Source organism: Halomonas sp. HL-93 (assembly GCF_900086985.1).
Lineage (GTDB): Bacteria > Pseudomonadota > Gammaproteobacteria > Pseudomonadales > Halomonadaceae > Vreelandella.
Genome location: NZ_LT593974.1, coordinates 1167347 through 1184742 on the forward strand (window position 1 = coordinate 1167347; position 17396 = coordinate 1184742).

Here is a 17396-nt window from a genome sequence, read left to right on the forward strand (position 1 = left end):
TAGCGGTTTGCGCTATGCGTTTTGCTGGCTTGCCTGAATGGCGGTCAAGGCGATGGTATAGACAATATCGTCCACCAATGCCCCGCGGGATAAGTCATTCACGGGCTTATTCAAGCCTTGCAGCATTGGGCCGACGCTTACCACCCGGGCGCTGCGTTGAACCGCCTTGTAAGTGGTGTTTCCCGTATTCAGATCGGGAAACACAAACACCGTTGCGTTACCGGCGACCGGTGAGTCGGGCGCTTTTTGCTTGCCTACACTTTCGATGGCAGCGGCGTCGTATTGCAGTGGACCGTCGATAAGTAAGCCGGGCGCACGCTGTTTGGCGATGCGCGTGGCTTCGCGCACTTTATCGACATCCGCACCAGTCCCCGAATCCCCCGTTGAATAGCTGATCATTGCGACCCGTGGTTCGATTCCAAACGCTTGTGCCGAGTGGGCACTTTGTATAGCGATTTCTGCGAGCGTTTCAGCGTCAGGGTCGGGATTTATTGCGCAATCACCATAGACCACCACTTGTTCGGGTAGCAGCATAAAGAAGATCGACGACACCTGACGGTATTCCGGTGCGGTTTTGATCAACTGGAAGGCGGGTCGCACGGTATTGGCTGTGGTATGGACGGCCCCTGACACCAAGCCGTCGACCTCATCCAACTGAAGCATCATGGTGCCAAGTACCACGTTATCCTGCAGTTGGGCCTCAGCCGTTAACTCATTGAGCTTACCGCGTCGACGCTTAACCATGGGGGCGATGTAATGCGCACGGGTACTTTCTGGGTCAATAATGGTGAGCGCCTCCGGTAGCGTCAATCCCCGGTTGCGGGCGACATCTTCTATGTCATCGCGATTACCCAGCAGTACGCAGTTAGCGATGCCGCGCCGCTGGCAAATAATCGCGGCTTCGATGGTTCTTGGTTCATCGCCTTCAGGCAGCACGATGCGCTTTTTGGCTTGCTGAGCATGCTTGACCAGCTGGTGACGAAAGGCGGAAGGCGAAAGCCGATGCGTGTAGCCACGGCTAAGATTGGTTTTTAGCCAGTCTAAATCGATATGAGCAGCAACATAGCGAGCGACCTGTTCGGCACGCTCGAAATCATCCATGGGAATTTCACTGCTTAACTGGCTTAAGTTTTGCGCGGTGGTCAGGCTGTCGGTGTCGACTGCCAGCACCGGCAAGCCAGTTTTTAGCGCAGGCCGACACATTTCAATCATATTGTCGTTGGGCATAAAGCCGTTGGTTAGCAGCACACCGGCCAGGCGGGTACCGTTCATGGTGGCAAGGGCAGAGGCCAGCACCACGTCATCGCGGTCGCCAGACGCGACCACCAGGCAACCTGGCTTGAAAATATGCAACGCATTGGCGGCACTGCGGGCGCAAAGGCTGGTGGAAAGCACCCGTCGGCTGGCGGCTTCGCCTTCGTTCAGCAGCGTCGCATTCAGCGCCCTGGCGACGTCCAGCGTGCGCGGTGCACTGAGCGCATTGCTGTAGGGGACAACGCCAATCAGATGAAACTTATCCGTGGCAAGCGACGGCGAGTAGCGGCGTAGCTCGTTGAGCAGTGAGGCTTCCAACTGGGGTTTAATGCTCCCTGGTGCCGCGGAAAGATCGTCTTCCTGGCCGTAGGGCAGGTTTTTCATACGCATCAAAATGCCGCCCAGTGTGCGGCTGGAGCTAACGCCGCCGAAGCTTCTTGCGTGCATATCCAGCTCTTCGGCGAGCCGCTGAGGGTCATCCAAATCGCCGGTGCCCACCAGAATAATGCGTGCATTTAATGCATTGGCCAACTGAGTGTTGGTTTGGGTGGCGTAGGTGGTGTACTGGGTGGGGACCACTCCTTCGACCACCACCAAATCCAAGGTGCTACCGTCCCGGTAAGCCTGCTGGGTGACCTGATCGTAAAGCTCGATCACGTTTTCCATCAGCTCGTCGGTTTGATCGTCGCGCAACAGTCGCTCAAGCCGGGCCTGGGAAATAGGCGAGGGCGGTCGTTGATTTAATGTACGCGAAGCCAGCGCCGTTGAGCGGTCCAACCCGGGGCCATTTAACTCTTTTTGCATAAATGGCTTTAGAAAACCCGCTTTAAGACCAATGGTGTCCAGCGCTTGAATCAACCCCAGGCACGCGGAGGTTAGGCCTGCTCCTTGGCTGGTGGGTACCAGCAAAATAGCCTGCGGTGCATCAGCGGGCGTGTTCATGCGTGAGTCTCCAGACAGTGACGGGTTTCCATGGCGATACGGCCTTCTTCATCCGTGGGAATGACCCACACCTGCGCCCCTTGGTGATCAGGGTTATCCAGCCTGCCTTCTTTACCGCGAATCGTGGCCTCGTTGGCTGCGTCATTCAGCGCAACGCCGAAGTGCGGCATCAGGCCAATTACTTGGCGACGTACCTGTGGTGAGTTTTCGCCGATACCGCCGGTGAAAATGACACCATCCAACTGGGGCAGCGCACAGGAAAGCCCCGCCAGTGATTTAGCAATACGGTAGCAGAATACTTCCAGCGCCAGAGTGGCGCCTGTATGGCCCTGGGCGGCGGCCTGTTCTATTTCACGCATATCGTTGGTTAGGCCGGAAAGCCCCAGTAGCCCGCTTTGTTTATTCAGTACCTTGTCGATTTCATCCAGCGACCAGCCAAGCTGGCGATGCAAATGCGCGTGCAGGCCGGGGTCGACATCGCCGCTGCGCGTGCCCATTACCACCCCTTCCAATGGTGTTAATCCCATGCTGGTATCCAGGCTTTGGTTCTGCCACACGGCGCTGGTCGAGCAGCCGTTGCCCAGGTGCGCGGTCAGCCAGCCGCCAGCACCCCGGTCGCTCAGTTCACCGGCGCGCTGGCTAACGAAGGCGTGACTGGTGCCATGAAAGCCGTAGCGGCGAATGCCGTGCTCGGTGTAAAGCGCCTCGGGCAGCGCATAGCGGTAGGCGCGCGGCGGCAGCGTTTGATGAAAAGCGGTATCAAACACGGCGACCTGGGGAAGCGATGGAAAGACTTGTTGTGTGGCGGTAATACCGGTCAGGTTGGCCGGGTTATGTAACGGCGCGAGGGCGGCGGTACTTTCAATAGCGGCGATAACGTGTTCATCAATCAGGGCTGCCTGGGTAAAATGCTCGCCCCCGTGGACAATACGGTGACCAACAGCATTAGGCAGGCGGCCTTCCAAACAGTCTAGAATGGCGCTTATTGCCTGGGCATGGTCGGCGCCGGGCAACGACTTGGTAAAACGCTCACCGGCGCTGTCGTTTCCTTTAAGGCGTGCTTCGGGGCTGCCCAGGCGCTCAGCAATGCCGTCAAGACGCGCTGCCTTTGGGTCTGCATCAATAAGGGCATATTTAATTGAGGAGGAGCCGCAGTTAATGACCAATACCGATGCGTTCATAAAGGGCCTTTTTGACAAAGAGATAAAGTAAAAAGTTAGACCTTAGTATAACATGTAGCAATACTGACCATCAGTTCGTTAATCTCGTTAGCCTTCTAGCTAAAATCTCGGCATGCTAGGCAATGCCGTTACTGCTTTCCATCATCACAAAAAGAGCCCGCTGTTACTATGCAACCCCCTGCGCTCCCGTCTTTTCTTCCACGCCATCTTGCTATCCTATTATTAATGACGGTGGCGACGATGTTCGCGGCCAACCATGTCTCGGCCAGGTTAGCGTTCGATAATGGTACCGGGCTACTACTGGCGGTGCTGACCCGTTCCGGGGTGGCCTGTTTGATCCTGCTGTGCTTGGTGGTCGCTCAAAAAAAGCGTCTCTGGCTGCCGCCGGGTACTTGGCGGTGGCAGCTCGCCGTCGGGCTTTGCATCACAGTGCAGAGCGTTTGCTTGTACTCCGCCGTGGCGCGGTTGCCGGTGGTGATTGCCTTGCTGCTAGTCAACACCTTCCCGATCCAACTGGCGCTGCTCAGTTGGGCATTAGGCGGGCCGCGACCAACGCTGCGCAGCTGCTTGATAATGGGCACAATTTTGATCGGCCTACTTGTGGTGCTCGATATACCCGCATGGTTTGCCAGTGCTGAGGGTATGGGCCCAGGCTGGTTGGCGGGTATCGGCTTTGGTTTAACGGCGGCGTTTGCCTTCGCCTGCGCGCTTTGGACCACCGAGCATAGGCTGGCAGGGGTAGGAAGTACCTTACGTAGCTTGCTTACGATGCAAACAGTGTTCATTGCCATGATCATAGGCGGCTTAGCTGGCGTGGTCCCAGGAGGTATGAGCCTGCCGGAAAACAGTCAAGGCTGGATTGGACTCACACTATTGGCAGTGTTGTATGGTTCGGCCTTTTCGATGCTGTTTATTTTTGTGCCCCGCTTGGATATGGCGCGCAACGCACCGGTGATGAACATCGAGCCCGTCGCCTCGTTAGTGATTGGTTACTTCGTCTTGGGCCAAATGCTCAGCCCTAGCCAGCTAGTCGGCGGGGCGGTGGTTGTGGGTGGAATTGTGGTGTTGAGTCTCTCCAAACAACGGTAAATTTGTTAGCGTGCTAATTAAATGATAAGCTAGTGATGTCATTAACACGCTAATGAGTTCCGCATGTCCCCCGAACAACGCTTTGCCCGCTGGGTAAAGGTGGCGATTGCCGCCTTTATCCTTGTATTTTTATATTTCCTCATCGCCGATAGCTTTATGCCCATCACTCCGGAAGCGCGGGTGATGCGCCCGGTGACGCACATTGCGCCTGAACTGAGCGCGCCTGTTAAAGAAGTTGTGGTGCGCGACCACCAACAGGTCGCAGAAGGGGACGTACTTTTCCGCTTAGACGCTGCGCCTTTTCGCGTGGCCTTGCAACAGGCGCAGCTGGATCGCGAACAAGCCCAGCAAGACAATGCCCGCTTAAAAGCTGAACTAGCCGCGGCGCGTGCCTCCCTGATGTCGGCAGAGGCGACGGCAGAGGAACGCCGCGGCGAACGTCGTCGTGGGGAAGCGCTGCTCGCACGGCAGAGCCTTTCTCGCCAGCAGTACGATCAGCAGGTTGCCGCCGAGCATACGGCGCAGTCGGCGGTGGCCTCGGCCCAGGCAGACATCGAAAGCTTGCAAGTGCAGTTGGGTGAAGAAGGCGAGGCCAATTTGCGCTTACGCAAGGCTGATAACGCCCTGAAAAAAGCACAGCTGGATATGGCGCATACCAACGTCCGAGCGGCCGAGTCGGGGGTGATAACCAACCTACAATTGCAGGCGGGCGACTATGTGCAGGCCGGTCAGCCGGCGTTGGCATTAGTGGCTGATAAGATGGATATTATTGCCGACTTCCGGGAAAAAAGTCTCCGCCATGTGAGCTTGGGCGACTCGGTCAAGGTCGTGCTGGACGGCTGGCCGGGGCAGGTGTTTGAGGGCAAGGTCAGCGCCTTTGATGCAGGCGTCGGCGAAGGGCAAATCGCCCCGAACGGCCAACTGGCGGATATTCCGACAACGGATCGCTGGGTGCGCGATGCCCAGCGTCTGCGACTCCACGTGGCGCTAAACAAATCACTATCTGCGTTACCCGCCAGTGGTGCTCGAGCCACCGTGCAGTTGGTGCCGGGAGATCACCTGCTGGCTAAACCGTTTGCTGCACTGCAGGCGCGTTTAATCAGCTGGCTTCATATGGTGTATTGAGTATGGCGTTCAATAAACGTTTGGAGCGCAAGCGTGCCGTCGCCATAGAGACAACTGCTCAGCGACCCGCCGGGTTAACGGAGAACGGCCTGCGCCAATGCTTGCGAATCGCGGGTGGAGGCTCACTGGGTTTTATTATCAGCCAGTTGATGGGCTGGAATTACGGCGTGTTCTTCACCGTTTTCCCGATGTTTTTACTGGGCATGGTGCCCATCTTGAACGGCCATATCGTGCGACAGTTTCTGGCTAACGTCTCGATCAACGTGCTCGAAGTCAGTTTGGTCGTAGGGCTGCTCAAGCATATGCCCGTAGTGATGACGCTGGTGGTGCTGGCGATCTTCTCGTTTCGCTTTTATCTCATGGCCAAAGGCCCGCTGTTTTTGTTTGGGGCCAACGGCGTACTCACACTAAGTATTCTGCTGCACTTTGCCAGTTACCCAAGCGTCGATTTGAGCGATTTGCTGGCCAGCAATATGGTCGCCAGTGGGCTTGCCGTGTTGATTGCCATGCTGATGCACACCTTGTTTCCCGATGTGGAACCTCGCAACCCACCGCCTAGAGGCGCAAAGCCCGCTGCGCAAATTCGCCATGAAACCCTGATGGGCGGGATCACCGCGACGCTCTCCTTTGTGGTGTTCCAGGTGTTTGATTTGCAGGGCTCGCTGTCGGCCCAGATGGCGACCATTCTGGTGCTGTTCTCACTGGGATATGGCGGTGCCAAAGTATCTGCTGGCAAACGCGCGGTGGGCACGCTATTGGGCTGCAATCTGGCGCTTGCCATGCAGCTGGTGCTGTACACCCAGAGCCATCATTTTTTACTGGTGATGCTGCTCTACTGGCTGGGCCTTATGCTGTTTGCAAGGGAGCATATTCTGGAAGGCGGCGGTTCGGGTATTGGCTTTGGCGGGCTAACCACGCTGGGTATTTTATTTGGCCAGTCCCTCGGGCCCCAGCAGGATCTCGTTTACAGCGCGCTCTATCGTTTTTCGTCAATGAGCGTAGCGCTACTGGTGACGCTGTTGGTGATGGCGTGCTTGCACTTCATTCTTAATCGCTTTGCGCCTACACGCTTACCTAGTGCAGCAGCCTAAAAGAAGTTGAGGCAATTTTGCCGATAACGACTACGCTGATGACTAACCCACGCATGAAGTAAGCATTCACTACAGGCGTGGTATTACCCCACTAACGGATTAGAGGTGTTTGTCATGGCAAATGGTAAAGAAGACAAAGCAAAAGGCGCTGCCAACAAGGCTGCCGGTAAAGTGAAAGAAGCGGCGGGCAAAGCTACCGGCAGCGGCAAGACCGAAGCCAAAGGCAAAGCTCAACAGGCAAAGGGCGGCATCCAAAAAGGCGTGGGTGAGGCCAAGGAGAACCAAAAGAAAAAACGCTAGCCGTATAACACTGACACCAACAGGGGGCTTCGGCCCCCTGTTGACGTTTAACACCGTGAAGCTTGATCCAGCGCAATATGGCGCGTTGCCTTCTGTGCCGTAATGGTGAGGAATTTCGACTTCCCGACTGAGGAGACGTGCCATGCCTGCCATGATGAAAGCGGCCATTTTTGTCGAGCCCGGCCGCATCGAGATTGATGACAAACCCATTCCTGAGATCGGCCCCAATGATGCCTTGATGCGCGTGACCACGACGACGATCTGCGGCACCGACGTGCATATCCTCAAAGGCGAGTACCCGGTGGAGCGCGGCCTGACCATCGGCCACGAGCCGGTGGGCGTTATCGAAAAGCTGGGCGCCAACGTTCAGGGCTACCAGGAAGGCCAGCGGGTGATTGCCGGGGCGATCTGCCCGAGCTTTACCTCCTATGGCTGCCAGGACGGTTGCGCCTCGCAGGATGGCGGCCACCATAGCCACGGCTACAAGCCGATGGGCGGCTGGCGCTTTGGCAATACCATCGACGGCGCACAGGCAGAATATCTGTTGGTGCCCGATGCCCAGGCCAATCTCTCGCCGGTGCCGGATGGCCTGACCGACGAACAAGTGCTGATGTGCCCAGATATTATGTCGACCGGCTTTGCCGGTGCCGAAGCCGGGGGTATCAAAATCGGTGACACGGTAGTGGTCTTCGCCCAAGGCCCGATTGGCCTTTGCGCGACGGCGGGGGCGAGGCTGCGAGGCGCAGGGATGATCATTGCGGTAGACGGCGTGGATGAACGCTTGGCTATCGCCAAGCAGATGGGCGCCGACGTAACGCTGGATTTCCGTAAGGTCGACGTAGTGGATGAAATCCTCAAGCTCACCGGTGGGCGCGGTGTCGACGTTGCCATCGAAGCCCTCGGCCTGCAGCAGACCTTCGAGTCTGCCCTGCGCGTACTAAAACCCGGCGGAACGCTATCCAGCCTCGGCGTTTACTCTGAAGACCTGACGATTCCGCTGGGTGCCTTCTGCGCGGGCCTGGGTGACCACAAGATCATTACCTCGCTGTGCCCCGGCGGCAAAGAGCGCATGCGTCGGCTGATGAGCATCATCGCCGCCGGTCGGTTGGATCTTGGCCCCATGGTCACCCACCGCTACGCGCTTGAGAACATCGTCGATGCCTATGATCTCTTCTCCCATCAGCGCGACGGCGTGCTGAAAGTAGCACTTGAGGTTTCCTGAGTATCAGGCACCGCATAAAACAACGAGGCTATTAAACGAAAAACCCGCTAACGGTCATCTGTATAACCGTCAGCGGGTTTTATTGCTGGCGGCAATAGCCGCTAGGTCTTATTCCAATTCCGCCGAAAAACTCATTTCGACCCCTGCATCATCGACTCGGAGCCAGTACTCCATATTCTTGTAGATATCAGCATACTGCCTGACGGCGTCAATATCAGACGCTGACACCTCGTCGGAAGAAACCTGCTCCATGACATCGGCCAGCGAATGATAAAACTCACTAGTCAGGTGACCATGAAGCAGTAGGTCTTGCTCTGAAGCAGGGGCTTCCAGCGCTTTCTGCAGTGAGGCCGGGTCGCTGATGTCAGCGCCCAGGGCAATGGCATTGTTAGACATAGCAGCATGCAGTGCCGGTGTTTCTGGAGGTAGCATCATGCTTTCGATTTGCTTGGCGTCTCCGCCTGGTTCAAGTTCCAGAGCCCCTAGTTCAGGCACGAAGGCGCTTGCGGTAGTCACCAGCCCCATAGGGTTCGGGGAGGCAAGGGTCAGAATACCGCTGCCGCTGGGTTCGCCATTGGTCATTGTCAGACTGTCGATGCGAGCCCTCAAACCTGATAGCGCTGAACCAATCATCATGGTGGCCGGGTTGTTCATCGCCGTGTTGATTTCGCTCCAGGCGCTGTTCAGGTCCTGCAGCTCATCACAGCTGAAGGGGTTCTGACGCACTTGCTGAGCATATTGCTGAACCGTCTGAAGCAGTAACGGTAAATTCAGGCCCATGCCGATGCTGGCCATACCGTCAGTGCTGCCGAGACCTGGAACCTGGGTCGTCAGGGCGCGCAGGTCGCTGACAATCTCTTCATCGGTTTCCAGAATGACATTCATCTCCATGCGGTCTTGGTTGTACTCACGCATGCCCATAACGAGGCCGGGGAAGCGGCTGGTGATGCGGTCAATATCAGCCTGACAGGCAGACAGATCCAATTGCTCTGCCTCAACGGCGTCCATCAATGCCTGAGTACCTGCATGGGAAGGAGAGCTGAGCTCATTAAGCAGGCGTGAAAAGTCGACCTCCCCGGCGCCATAAGGGGTAAAGTCATGGCGCTGCTCAAGTTCTGCCAGCGCGCCAGAATCTTCGAGGTTACTGTCAGGCAAATCGCTACCCAGTACCTGCGCCATCAACTCGTCACTGGCGTCCTGCGGCACGATAGATATCAGTAACTGCTGGTCAATAATGGCCAGGATCGCCTTGACCGGTGCCTCAGGTGTCAGCACCCAGTAGTCCGTGCCGTTGGTAGTGGCCGTGCTGGGAGTGATCTCTGCCTTGGTCAGGATACGCTGAAGCGTTTCGCGAAACGCTTCTTCATCCTGCAGTTGCATGCGCAACACAGGCAGGATGCCCAGCCCATAGAAGGCGACCTGGGGGCTCATCTTCAGGCCCAGGGCATGCACATCCTCCAGTGATTCAACACCTACCAGTTCTTCACCCATGGCGATTAACAGCGCCCCCAGCGCATGCTGCACTTTATCGTCTTCTAGCTCGGGCAGTGTGTCGCGCAGTTCATCCAGATCAGACTCAAGACTCGACATAGGCTGCATGCGCTGAAAGAGATCAAAGGCCTCCTGTTCAGGCATGGTGTCACTTGAGGCCATGAAGTAGGGAGAATCGGCCGGGATATAACTCAGTGTCGATGCCTCCTTGGCTGACTCTTTATCATCGCTGCAGCCGCTGAGCAGGCCTGCGCTGACCAGGGCCAGGGTAACCGCCAGGGAAAGTTGGGTTTTCATCGTGTACTCATTCCTTGAATAGTTTTGGTTTTAGATGGTTTATTGATCTAATTAATCAGCAAATGATAATAATACACTAAGTTTTCTTTATTACCTTCTCCTTAAGTAAAAAGTGACTCTCGAGATTTGTTAAGACTCAAGAGCCACATTCCATCGCTAGGCCGCTACGTTACACCTCCTGATACAGCTCGCTGCCTTTCTGACGAAACTTCTCCGCCTGCTCTTCCATGCCTTTCATCACCGCTTCCTGATCGCCGTTTAGCCCGTGTTCGTTAGCATAGTCACGCACCTCTTGGCTGATCTTCATGGAGCAGAACTTCGGCCCGCACATGGAGCAGAAGTGGGCTACCTTGGCGGAGTCCTTGGGCAGGGTCTCGTCGTGGTACTCACGGGCGGTGTCCGGGTCCAGGCCCAGGTTGAACTGGTCTTCCCAGCGGAACTCAAACCGCGCCTTGGAAAGCGCATTATCCCGCCGCTGAGCCGCCGGGTGGCCCTTGGCCAAGTCCGCTGCGTGGGCGGCAATCTTGTAGGTGATGATGCCGGTTTTAACGTCGTCTTTATTGGGCAGGCCCAGGTGCTCCTTGGGCGTCACGTAGCAGAGCATCGCACAGCCAAACCAACCGATCATCGCTGCGCCAATGCCCGAGGTAATATGGTCGTAGCCGGGGGCGATATCGGTGACCAGTGGGCCGAGGGTATAGAAGGGCGCCTCGTCGCAGTACTCCAGCTGCTTATCCATGTTCTCTTTCACCAGGTGCATGGGCACGTGGCCGGGGCCTTCGATCATCACCTGCACATCGTGCTTCCAGGCGATATGGGTCAGCTCGCCGAGGGTTTTCAGCTCCGCCATTTGCGCTTCGTCGTTGGCATCCGCCACGGAGCCGGGGCGCAGACCATCGCCCAAGGAGAACGCCACATCGTACTGCTTGCAGATCTCGCAGATGTCTTCGAAGTGGGTGTACAGGAAGCTCTCCTGGTGATGGTACAAACACCACTTGGCCATAATCGAGCCGCCGCGGCTGACTATGCCGGTGACCCGCTTGGCGGTGAGTGGCACATAGCGCAACAGTACGCCCGCGTGAATGGTGAAATAGTCCACGCCCTGTTCCGCCTGCTCAATCAGGGTGTCGCGGAACACTTCCCAGGTAAGGTCTTCGGCCACGCCTTTGACCTTTTCCAGCGCCTGATAGATGGGCACCGTGCCAATGGGCACCGGCGAGTTGCGCAAAATCCACTCGCGGGTTTCGTGGATGTTTTGCCCCGTGGAGAGATCCATGATGGTATCCGCGCCCCAGCGGATGCCCCAGGTCATCTTGTCCACCTCTTCTTCGATAGAAGAAGTCACCGCGGAGTTGCCCAGGTTGCCGTTGATCTTGACCAGGAAGTTGCGGCCAATAATCATCGGCTCGCTTTCCGGGTGGTTGATGTTATTGGGAATAATCGCCCGCCCGCGGGCTACTTCATCGCGCACAAACTCGGGTGTGATCTCTTCTGGTAGGCTGGCGCCAAAGCTCTGACCTTTATGCTGGTGGCCCAGAATGCGCTCCACTTCTTCAGACCCTAACGCCTGGCGGCGCTGGTTTTCGCGAATGGCAATAAACTCCATTTCTGGGGTGATAATGCCCTGTCGCGCGTAATAAAGCTGAGTGACGTTTTTACCCGGCTTGGCCCGCCGTGGAGTGCGGGTTAAATCAAAGCGCAGCTGGGCAAGGGTGGGGTCGTTGGCGCGGCGGTTACCGTACTCGGAGGTGGGGCCGGTGAGAAACTCGGTGTCATCGCGTTCTTCAATCCAGGCCCGGCGTAGGGCGGGTAAGCCTTTGCGTAAATCGTTGTTAGCCTCTGGGTCGGTGTAGGGGCCGGAGGTGTCGTACACCAGCAGCGGCGGGTTCTCTTCATCGATGCCGGTGGTTTTGGTCGGCGACAGTGAAATTTCCCGGAACGGCACGCGAATATCCGGCCGCGAGCCTTCCACGTAAACCTTCCTTGAGCCGGGCAGCGGCGCAATGGCGGCGGCATCGACCTGGGCGGTTTCGGCTAAAAAGTGACTGGTTCTATTGTTGACGGACTTAGTCATTACGGTCTCCATAGGTTGTTGTCGTGCTGCATCAAGCTGTCAGGTCTTGGTCTATCAGCGCTAAGCCCATCTGCCAGAAGTCGATTTCCAGGCGGGTGGCATCGCGGAAAATTTTGCTGAGTTCAGCAAAGCGGGCGGGGGGGACATCGGCTAAGCGGGTATTGAGCCATTCAAGCTCTGCGTGCATGGCGGCCTGAAACTCGTCGCCTTCGTACATGGCGATCCAGGCGTCATAGGGGTTTCGCTCGCCGCGTAAAGTAGATGGCTGGGCGTTTAGCCAGTTGGCGATCTCGCCATAGCCCACCAGGCAGGGGGCCATCGCCACGTGTAAATCCAGCAGGTCGCCACGGTTGCCGGTATCCAATACATAGCGGGTGTAGGCAAGCGTCGCCCTGGCTTCGGGAAGCGCTTCCAATTCCTGTTCGGAAATCCCCCACGCCTGGCAAAAGCCCACGTGCAGACCCAACTCGACATCCACAATGGCTTTCAAGCCTTCATGGGCCTGGCGAAGATCGGCAAGGGTAGGGCTTTTATAGGCCGCCAGCGCGTAGGCACGGGCGAAGTGAATCAAAAACAGGTAGTCCTGCTTCAGGTAGTGGCGAAACGACGCTTCAGGCAGCGTGGCGTTGCCCAACTGGCGCACAAAATCGTGCTCGATATAGGCGCGCCAATCGTTATGGCAGGCGGTGGTGAGATCAGTAAAGCGGTAGCCCATGATGCCTCCGGTAGTAATGATCCGGAAGGCAGGCGGGCGAGATCGAGGAAATGGCGCGGAAGGTGGCGTGCGATCGTAAGAGAGAGCTAGCCATGGCCATCGCTTGATCCCTACGCCGGTACCCGTGCTGCTCGTTATGTTAAGCAGCACATTAGCCGGATCAGGTTCAGCGGGACCAGCGCTCGGCAGCAAAAAATGCTCGCCCTGCGCCATCTCAGCCGGATATCACCGGCACCCCGTCAAGCTGTTCGTTGGTGGAGTGTAGGAGGCGGGTGGGGGAGATGCAAGGGGAGGGAGATGGAGAATCGTTCGGGATACGAATTTTAGGTATACTGCCAAAATTGGCTTTGCTAACAGAAGAATCAATGGGGTAGAGTCGAATTAGGTGGCTGCAAAATCTTAATCAAGGCACCGTCGCGTTCATTAAGGTTTTGCTGCGGGGCGTAGAATCACTGTTAGCTGTACAAGGATGACGATGAGCACATCTACTAAATTAGATAATCCCGAGATTGCGGGGGAAATAAATACAAATTCAATGCGAGTTTTATATATCGAAATGTACTTCGATAATGCAAAACTCTCTTCCGGTACAGCATTCTTTATCAACTCTAAAAAAGGCCCTGTTTTCATAACCAACAGGCACAACATAACTGGGAGACACCAAGAAACAGGAGAGCCTCTTAATAAAAATCTTGGCATTCCCAATAATATTCGATTTCAGATAATTGGCTCTCATGAACCTGTTTGGTATGCATTTGATTTGTATGCTGACAATGAAATGGAGTGCCCTGTATGGGTAGAGCATCCGGAATTTGGAGCTTCAGTTGATGTGGTTGCAGTACCTATATCCGAAATAAGTAATGCCATTCATCACTTCGTTGAAACTAAAGAAGATTGGCATAAGTGGCGCATAGCGGATCAAGTTCATGTATTGGGTTTTCCATTTGGTATGAATGAAAATTTTGCCATTTGGTCAACTGGTTACATTGCCTCAGAACCAGATACAAATTATAAAAAACTCCCTAGTTTCCTAATTGACTGCCGGGCTCGGCCTGGGCAATCTGGATCTTTGGTCATCGCCAGATTTAAAGTAGGCGATATAGTTGATCACAAAGGAAAGCAGTATCAGGCAAAAAAAGAAATGGTACATTTTTTAGGAATATATAGTGGTAGAATCAATTCTGAGTCTGATTTAGGTATCGTCTGGAAAATGGAAATATTGAGAGACTTTCTTGCTGAAATTGAATCGAGAGATGATCTTATTCAAATTAATTGCGCATATAATCGGCTTCGTAATGAGTCTTGAGCAAGCGACATCACCCCCTGATTGAGTAGCGCTACACTTTAGAGTCCGATCCTATGGGTAAGGAGATTGGACATGAAGAAGCGTTTCAGCGAAGAACAGATCATTGGTTTCCTGGGCGAAGCCGAAGCGGGGCTGCCCATCAAAGAGCTATGCCGTCGGCACGGTTTCTCAGAAGCCAGTTACTATCTATGGCGGAGCAAGTTTGGCGGCATGAGCGTCCCCGATGCCAAGCGACTCAAAGAACTCGAAGCCGAAAATGGACGCTTGAAAAAGCTGCTCGCAGAGTCGCTACTGGAAATGGAGGTCACTCGCGAGGCGCTGAGAAAAAAGTGGTGAGCGCCCCGGCACGCCGAGACGTGGTGCGCTTTATGGTGTCACGTGGCCTGAGTGAGCGCAGAGCGCTCCGTGTCATTCGTATGAGTGCCAGTGCATTGCGCTACCAGCCGGCCCCTGACCGCAATGAGACATTGCGTGAACGCATTGTTGCCTTGGCACACCGGCATCGCCGCTATGGCGCTGGCATGATCTACCTGAAGCTGCGTCAGGCCGGAGAACCGGTCAATCACAAGCGTGTTGAGCGTCTGTATGCGGAAGCTCGCTTGCAGGTGAAGCGTCGCAAGCGCAAGAAGGTTCCCATGTCTGAGCGAAAGCCACTTGGTCGCCCTGGGGCTGCCAATCAGGTCTGGTCAATGGATTTTGTGTTTGACCGGACGGCAGACGGACGAGTGATAAAGAGCCTCACGGTTGTCGATGACGCCACCCATGAAGCCGTGGCGATCGTGCCTGAACGTGCCATTAGCGGACTGTTTTTAACACGTATTCTGGATCACCTGGCCCTACAACGTGGCCTACCGAGCGCCATTCGTACGGATAATGGAAAGGAGTTCTGTGGGCGCGCCATGCTGTCATGGGCGCATCTACGTGGCGTTGCCCTGTTTTTAATCGAACCTGGAAAACCCAACCAAAACGCCTACATCGAATCGTTCAATGGGCGCTTTCGAGATGAATGCCTAAATGAGCATTGGTTCACCAGCCTTCAACACGCCCAGGCTGTCATCGAGGCATGGCGGCGGGAGTACAACGAAGAAAGACCGAAGAAGAGTCTTGGAGGGCTGACACCGTCAGCCTATGCCGAGCAACTGGTGGTAAAACACGATAAAGTTATTTCTGACTCTAAACCCGGGTGCTACTGAAGATGGGGTGACGTCGCAAGCTCCACAGCTATCAAAGGGCTCAAGCCAACCAGTTTTCCGCTCCGCTCCAAGCCGGCGGCTGAGCCCAGGCGTCCGGTAGATTGGTAGACAAATATGACGGTTATCGAAATATTTGGTGTAGTAAGCGGGGGAGCATCCATTATTGGCCTCGTATACGCGCTCTATTACGCCAAGCAGAATCGAAGACAGAAGATACTGGCCTATCACCGCTCAGGGTCAATTCCTCTCGCTAGCGTAAAGACTCCGGAGAAAGGGTATGACATTTATGTCGTCTTTAAACCCACAGATCAACCTGAGCAGCGTTTAAAGGGCGTCCACGTTAGTTTCGTTCGTTTTGCAAACTTTGGAACGGAACCGATTCGTCGAAACGATATTGCTTCCGCAAATCCTCTGCAGATCGCGGTGGACAATGTCCGAATACTGGATATCAGTTTGACCGCTGTCAGTAGGGAGGTCTGCCAAGTCGAACTTAAGCAAGACCCGGATGACGGTAGCAAGACGCTCATTGATTTCGATTTTCTTGACTACGAGGATGGCGCACTTCTAAAAATATTGACGGAAGATCGACCTAAGTCGGTCAGACTTGAAGGAGACATTATTGGGATGCCAAGGGGTATTAAAACGACTAAAGAGCTGGGCAATAAGCCCTTCCTTGGTAGGCTCGGCGTTGGGCTTTCTATTCTACTTTTTCTGTCTTCATTCGCCGGTTCTGCATGGCTCTTTCATTGGGCCGTCGGCTCATGGTCGCAGGCATGGGTTCTAATATTGCCCATTGTTGCTCTCATTCTTCCTGGCGCTATCATCGGCATGGTGGCCTCTACCGTTTGGCCTGATGCTACCCCGAAGTTCTCCGACAGTTTGCAAACACCTTCGTGGTTCGGTAGGTCTATACATATGCGCCACATTGAATACCTAGATCATGAGCACTTGGTCTTCTATGGTGGCCAAATTGATGATTATAGTGAAACAAAACCGAACAATAGCGTGCAGCCGACGCCAAAGACCGGCGCGGCTGACGCTTGACGTTGAGCCTGTAGAAAAACCCCGCTGACGGCTATGTTTTGGCAGGATCGAGAAAACAGACGAGGAGTGGTCAGCATGCCGCGCTTCAAGGCTTATAACTGCGATCAGAACGCCATGGTGGTGATCAACTTACCTGATTGAACACCCTCCTCACCAGGGATGGAACAATGCGACCACTTCATCCTCAACTGTCATCGATACCGGCGTGACGATGGAAAATCCGGCTTGTACCAGCAAGAGGCCTTTCAGAAGCATGAACGCTGCCACGCGCTTCCCGCTACAGAGCATGCGTTTCGGGATAGAGTCTCAGTGGCCTTTACAGGCTTTCAAGGAGCGATTATTCATGGTTGTACGCGTTACTCTAAAGTAGGTGTTTATTTTTCCAGGAGGCACCATGCTCTTTCCCAAACGCGGTGCAAATCTCGCTGTCACTCTGTTAGCAAGTTTGCTGGCCATCACCTTGATCACCGGCTGCTCGAACCCGTCCTCGGGCACAGAGGAAGAGGCGGCGCAATCGTCGTCGACCTCGCCGTCAGCCGAGGCGCCCAATGATTCCGACAAACAGGAAAGTGCCGTTCCCTCGGGGCAGACCCAGGGCGGTGATGGTTCCGAGATTACGCTGAACGCTCTTACGGAGGAGGACATGAGCGAGGCCAACCTTCCCGGCGAGCTGGGTTGCCAGTTCACCACGGATAATGGAGAAGTGTTGCTGATTGCCATGGGCAATGTGGGGTCGTCCGATGCGGCGCAAGGGGTGGTCAAGGTTGCCGGTTATGTGGAGCGCGTGTCGGCACCGGGTGGCTTTAATGGCATAACGGAGTCTCCAACCTTCAGTGGCAAGGGCAAGACCGTCCACATTGAGGTCACCGGTGAGCCCACCGAAGGCGGGGAGTCGCCGCCAAGGCCGGCGACGTTGACGTATGACCGGGCCGACGGCGCTCAGCGTGACTGGAAGGGCGAATGGCGTTGCGGGCCTTAAGGCGCTGGGTGTCAAAGCGGCATACACCAATGTCAATCAGCGCTATAGCCGTGGAGTGCCTCTGCGGGGAACTGGCGTTCAAGGTAGAGGGCA

14 protein-coding genes, 1 pseudogene and 1 riboswitch are annotated in these 17396 nt (G+C 55.4%); of the genes and pseudogenes, 10 read left to right on the plus strand and 5 right to left on the minus strand.

Going from position 1 to position 17396, the window contains the following annotated elements; genetic code table 11:
* Nucleotides 1-12: 12 nt before the first annotated feature.
* Complete coding sequence (gene pta, locus GA0071314_RS05240; protein ID WP_074395669.1) at nucleotides 13-2196, minus strand: phosphate acetyltransferase; 2184 nt, start codon at nucleotides 2194-2196, stop codon at nucleotides 13-15.
* Entirely contained in the window at nucleotides 2193-3377 is a 1185-nt protein-coding gene (locus tag GA0071314_RS05245; RefSeq protein ID WP_074395670.1) for an acetate/propionate family kinase, read from the minus strand. The genes pta and GA0071314_RS05245 overlap by 4 nt, the downstream gene beginning before the upstream one ends.
* Nucleotides 3378-3545: 168 nt before the next feature.
* Between GA0071314_RS05245 and GA0071314_RS05250 the strand changes: the two genes are divergently transcribed.
* From GA0071314_RS05250 to GA0071314_RS05270, 5 genes are all read left to right on the plus strand, one after another.
* Nucleotides 3546-4466: an EamA family transporter gene (locus GA0071314_RS05250; RefSeq protein ID WP_074395671.1), complete on the plus strand. Its 921-nt coding sequence runs from the start codon at nucleotides 3546-3548 to the stop codon at nucleotides 4464-4466.
* Nucleotides 4467-4529: 63 nt separating this feature from the next.
* Nucleotides 4530-5591: an HlyD family secretion protein gene (locus tag GA0071314_RS05255; RefSeq protein WP_074395672.1), complete on the plus strand. Its 1062-nt coding sequence runs from the start codon at nucleotides 4530-4532 to the stop codon at nucleotides 5589-5591.
* 2 nt (nucleotides 5592-5593) lie between these two features.
* Nucleotides 5594-6682: a DUF2955 domain-containing protein gene (locus GA0071314_RS05260; RefSeq protein ID WP_074395673.1), complete on the plus strand. Its 1089-nt coding sequence runs from the start codon at nucleotides 5594-5596 to the stop codon at nucleotides 6680-6682.
* 114 nt (nucleotides 6683-6796) lie between these two features.
* Nucleotides 6797-6982 carry a CsbD family protein gene (locus GA0071314_RS05265; protein ID WP_074395674.1) on the plus strand — a complete coding sequence of 62 codons (186 nt, stop codon included), beginning with the start codon at nucleotides 6797-6799 and terminating at the stop codon, nucleotides 6980-6982.
* A 142-nt stretch (nucleotides 6983-7124) separates the two neighbouring features.
* The gene (locus tag GA0071314_RS05270; RefSeq protein ID WP_074395675.1) at nucleotides 7125-8204 is read left to right on the plus strand and encodes an NAD(P)-dependent alcohol dehydrogenase; all 1080 of its coding nucleotides are present in this window, start codon (nucleotides 7125-7127) and stop codon (nucleotides 8202-8204) included.
* Between the two features lie 108 nt (nucleotides 8205-8312).
* Here GA0071314_RS05270 and GA0071314_RS05275 read toward each other — a convergent pair whose 3' ends face one another.
* The 3 genes from GA0071314_RS05275 to tenA all read right to left on the minus strand — a co-directional run bounded on the left by GA0071314_RS05275 (nucleotide 8313) and on the right by tenA (nucleotide 12781).
* The gene (locus tag GA0071314_RS05275; RefSeq protein ID WP_074395676.1) at nucleotides 8313-9992 is read right to left on the minus strand and encodes a hypothetical protein; all 1680 of its coding nucleotides are present in this window, start codon (nucleotides 9990-9992) and stop codon (nucleotides 8313-8315) included.
* Between the two features lie 169 nt (nucleotides 9993-10161).
* Complete coding sequence (gene thiC, locus GA0071314_RS05280) at nucleotides 10162-12066, minus strand: phosphomethylpyrimidine synthase ThiC (RefSeq protein WP_074395677.1); 1905 nt, start codon at nucleotides 12064-12066, stop codon at nucleotides 10162-10164.
* 31 nt (nucleotides 12067-12097) lie between these two features.
* Nucleotides 12098-12781: a thiaminase II gene (gene tenA / locus GA0071314_RS05285; RefSeq protein ID WP_074395678.1), complete on the minus strand. Its 684-nt coding sequence runs from the start codon at nucleotides 12779-12781 to the stop codon at nucleotides 12098-12100.
* A 90-nt stretch (nucleotides 12782-12871) separates the two neighbouring features.
* Nucleotides 12872-13030, minus strand: a riboswitch (TPP riboswitch).
* Between the two features lie 226 nt (nucleotides 13031-13256).
* Between tenA and GA0071314_RS05290 the strand changes: the two genes are divergently transcribed.
* The 5 genes and pseudogenes from GA0071314_RS05290 (at nucleotide 13257) to GA0071314_RS05305 (ending at nucleotide 17303) form a co-directional block, all read left to right on the plus strand.
* Complete coding sequence (locus GA0071314_RS05290; protein WP_074395679.1) at nucleotides 13257-14087, plus strand: trypsin-like peptidase domain-containing protein; 831 nt, start codon at nucleotides 13257-13259, stop codon at nucleotides 14085-14087.
* Nucleotides 14088-14159: 72 nt separating this feature from the next.
* Nucleotides 14160-14309 (plus strand): annotated as a pseudogene (locus tag GA0071314_RS19735) (transposase); the annotation flags it as partial.
* Nucleotides 14276-15280: an IS3 family transposase gene (locus GA0071314_RS05295; protein WP_231896491.1), complete on the plus strand. Its 1005-nt coding sequence runs from the start codon at nucleotides 14276-14278 to the stop codon at nucleotides 15278-15280. The pseudogene GA0071314_RS19735 and the gene GA0071314_RS05295, both read left to right, overlap by 34 nt.
* Before the next feature lie 114 nt (nucleotides 15281-15394).
* Complete coding sequence (locus GA0071314_RS05300) at nucleotides 15395-16324, plus strand: hypothetical protein (protein WP_074395680.1); 930 nt, start codon at nucleotides 15395-15397, stop codon at nucleotides 16322-16324.
* A gap of 370 nt (nucleotides 16325-16694) precedes the next feature.
* Nucleotides 16695-17303 carry a hypothetical protein gene (locus GA0071314_RS05305; RefSeq protein ID WP_156524097.1) on the plus strand — a complete coding sequence of 203 codons (609 nt, stop codon included), beginning with the start codon at nucleotides 16695-16697 and terminating at the stop codon, nucleotides 17301-17303.
* The last annotated feature ends 93 nt before the right edge of the window (nucleotides 17304-17396 follow it).

Excerpts from the sequence above, each read along its gene's own strand:
- GA0071314_RS05300 (WP_074395680.1), top strand. The coding sequence starts at position 15,395 with ATGACGGTTATCGAAATATTTGGTGTAGTAAGCGGGGGAGCATCCATT.
- pta (WP_074395669.1), bottom strand. The coding sequence starts at position 2,196 with ATGAACACGCCCGCTGATGCACCGCAGGCTATTTTGCTGGTACCCACC.
- thiC (WP_074395677.1), bottom strand. The coding sequence starts at position 12,066 with ATGACTAAGTCCGTCAACAATAGAACCAGTCACTTTTTAGCCGAAACC.
- GA0071314_RS05245 (WP_074395670.1), bottom strand. The coding sequence starts at position 3,377 with ATGAACGCATCGGTATTGGTCATTAACTGCGGCTCCTCCTCAATTAAA.
- GA0071314_RS05270 (WP_074395675.1), top strand. The coding sequence starts at position 7,125 with ATGCCTGCCATGATGAAAGCGGCCATTTTTGTCGAGCCCGGCCGCATC.
- GA0071314_RS05255 (WP_074395672.1), top strand. The coding sequence starts at position 4,530 with ATGTCCCCCGAACAACGCTTTGCCCGCTGGGTAAAGGTGGCGATTGCC.
- GA0071314_RS05265 (WP_074395674.1), top strand. The coding sequence starts at position 6,797 with ATGGCAAATGGTAAAGAAGACAAAGCAAAAGGCGCTGCCAACAAGGCT.
- GA0071314_RS05295 (WP_231896491.1), top strand. The coding sequence starts at position 14,276 with ATGGCGGAGCAAGTTTGGCGGCATGAGCGTCCCCGATGCCAAGCGACT.
- tenA (WP_074395678.1), bottom strand. The coding sequence starts at position 12,781 with ATGGGCTACCGCTTTACTGATCTCACCACCGCCTGCCATAACGATTGG.
- GA0071314_RS05260 (WP_074395673.1), top strand. The coding sequence starts at position 5,594 with ATGGCGTTCAATAAACGTTTGGAGCGCAAGCGTGCCGTCGCCATAGAG.
- GA0071314_RS05290 (WP_074395679.1), top strand. The coding sequence starts at position 13,257 with ATGAGCACATCTACTAAATTAGATAATCCCGAGATTGCGGGGGAAATA.
- GA0071314_RS05250 (WP_074395671.1), top strand. The coding sequence starts at position 3,546 with ATGCAACCCCCTGCGCTCCCGTCTTTTCTTCCACGCCATCTTGCTATC.
- GA0071314_RS05275 (WP_074395676.1), bottom strand. The coding sequence starts at position 9,992 with ATGAAAACCCAACTTTCCCTGGCGGTTACCCTGGCCCTGGTCAGCGCA.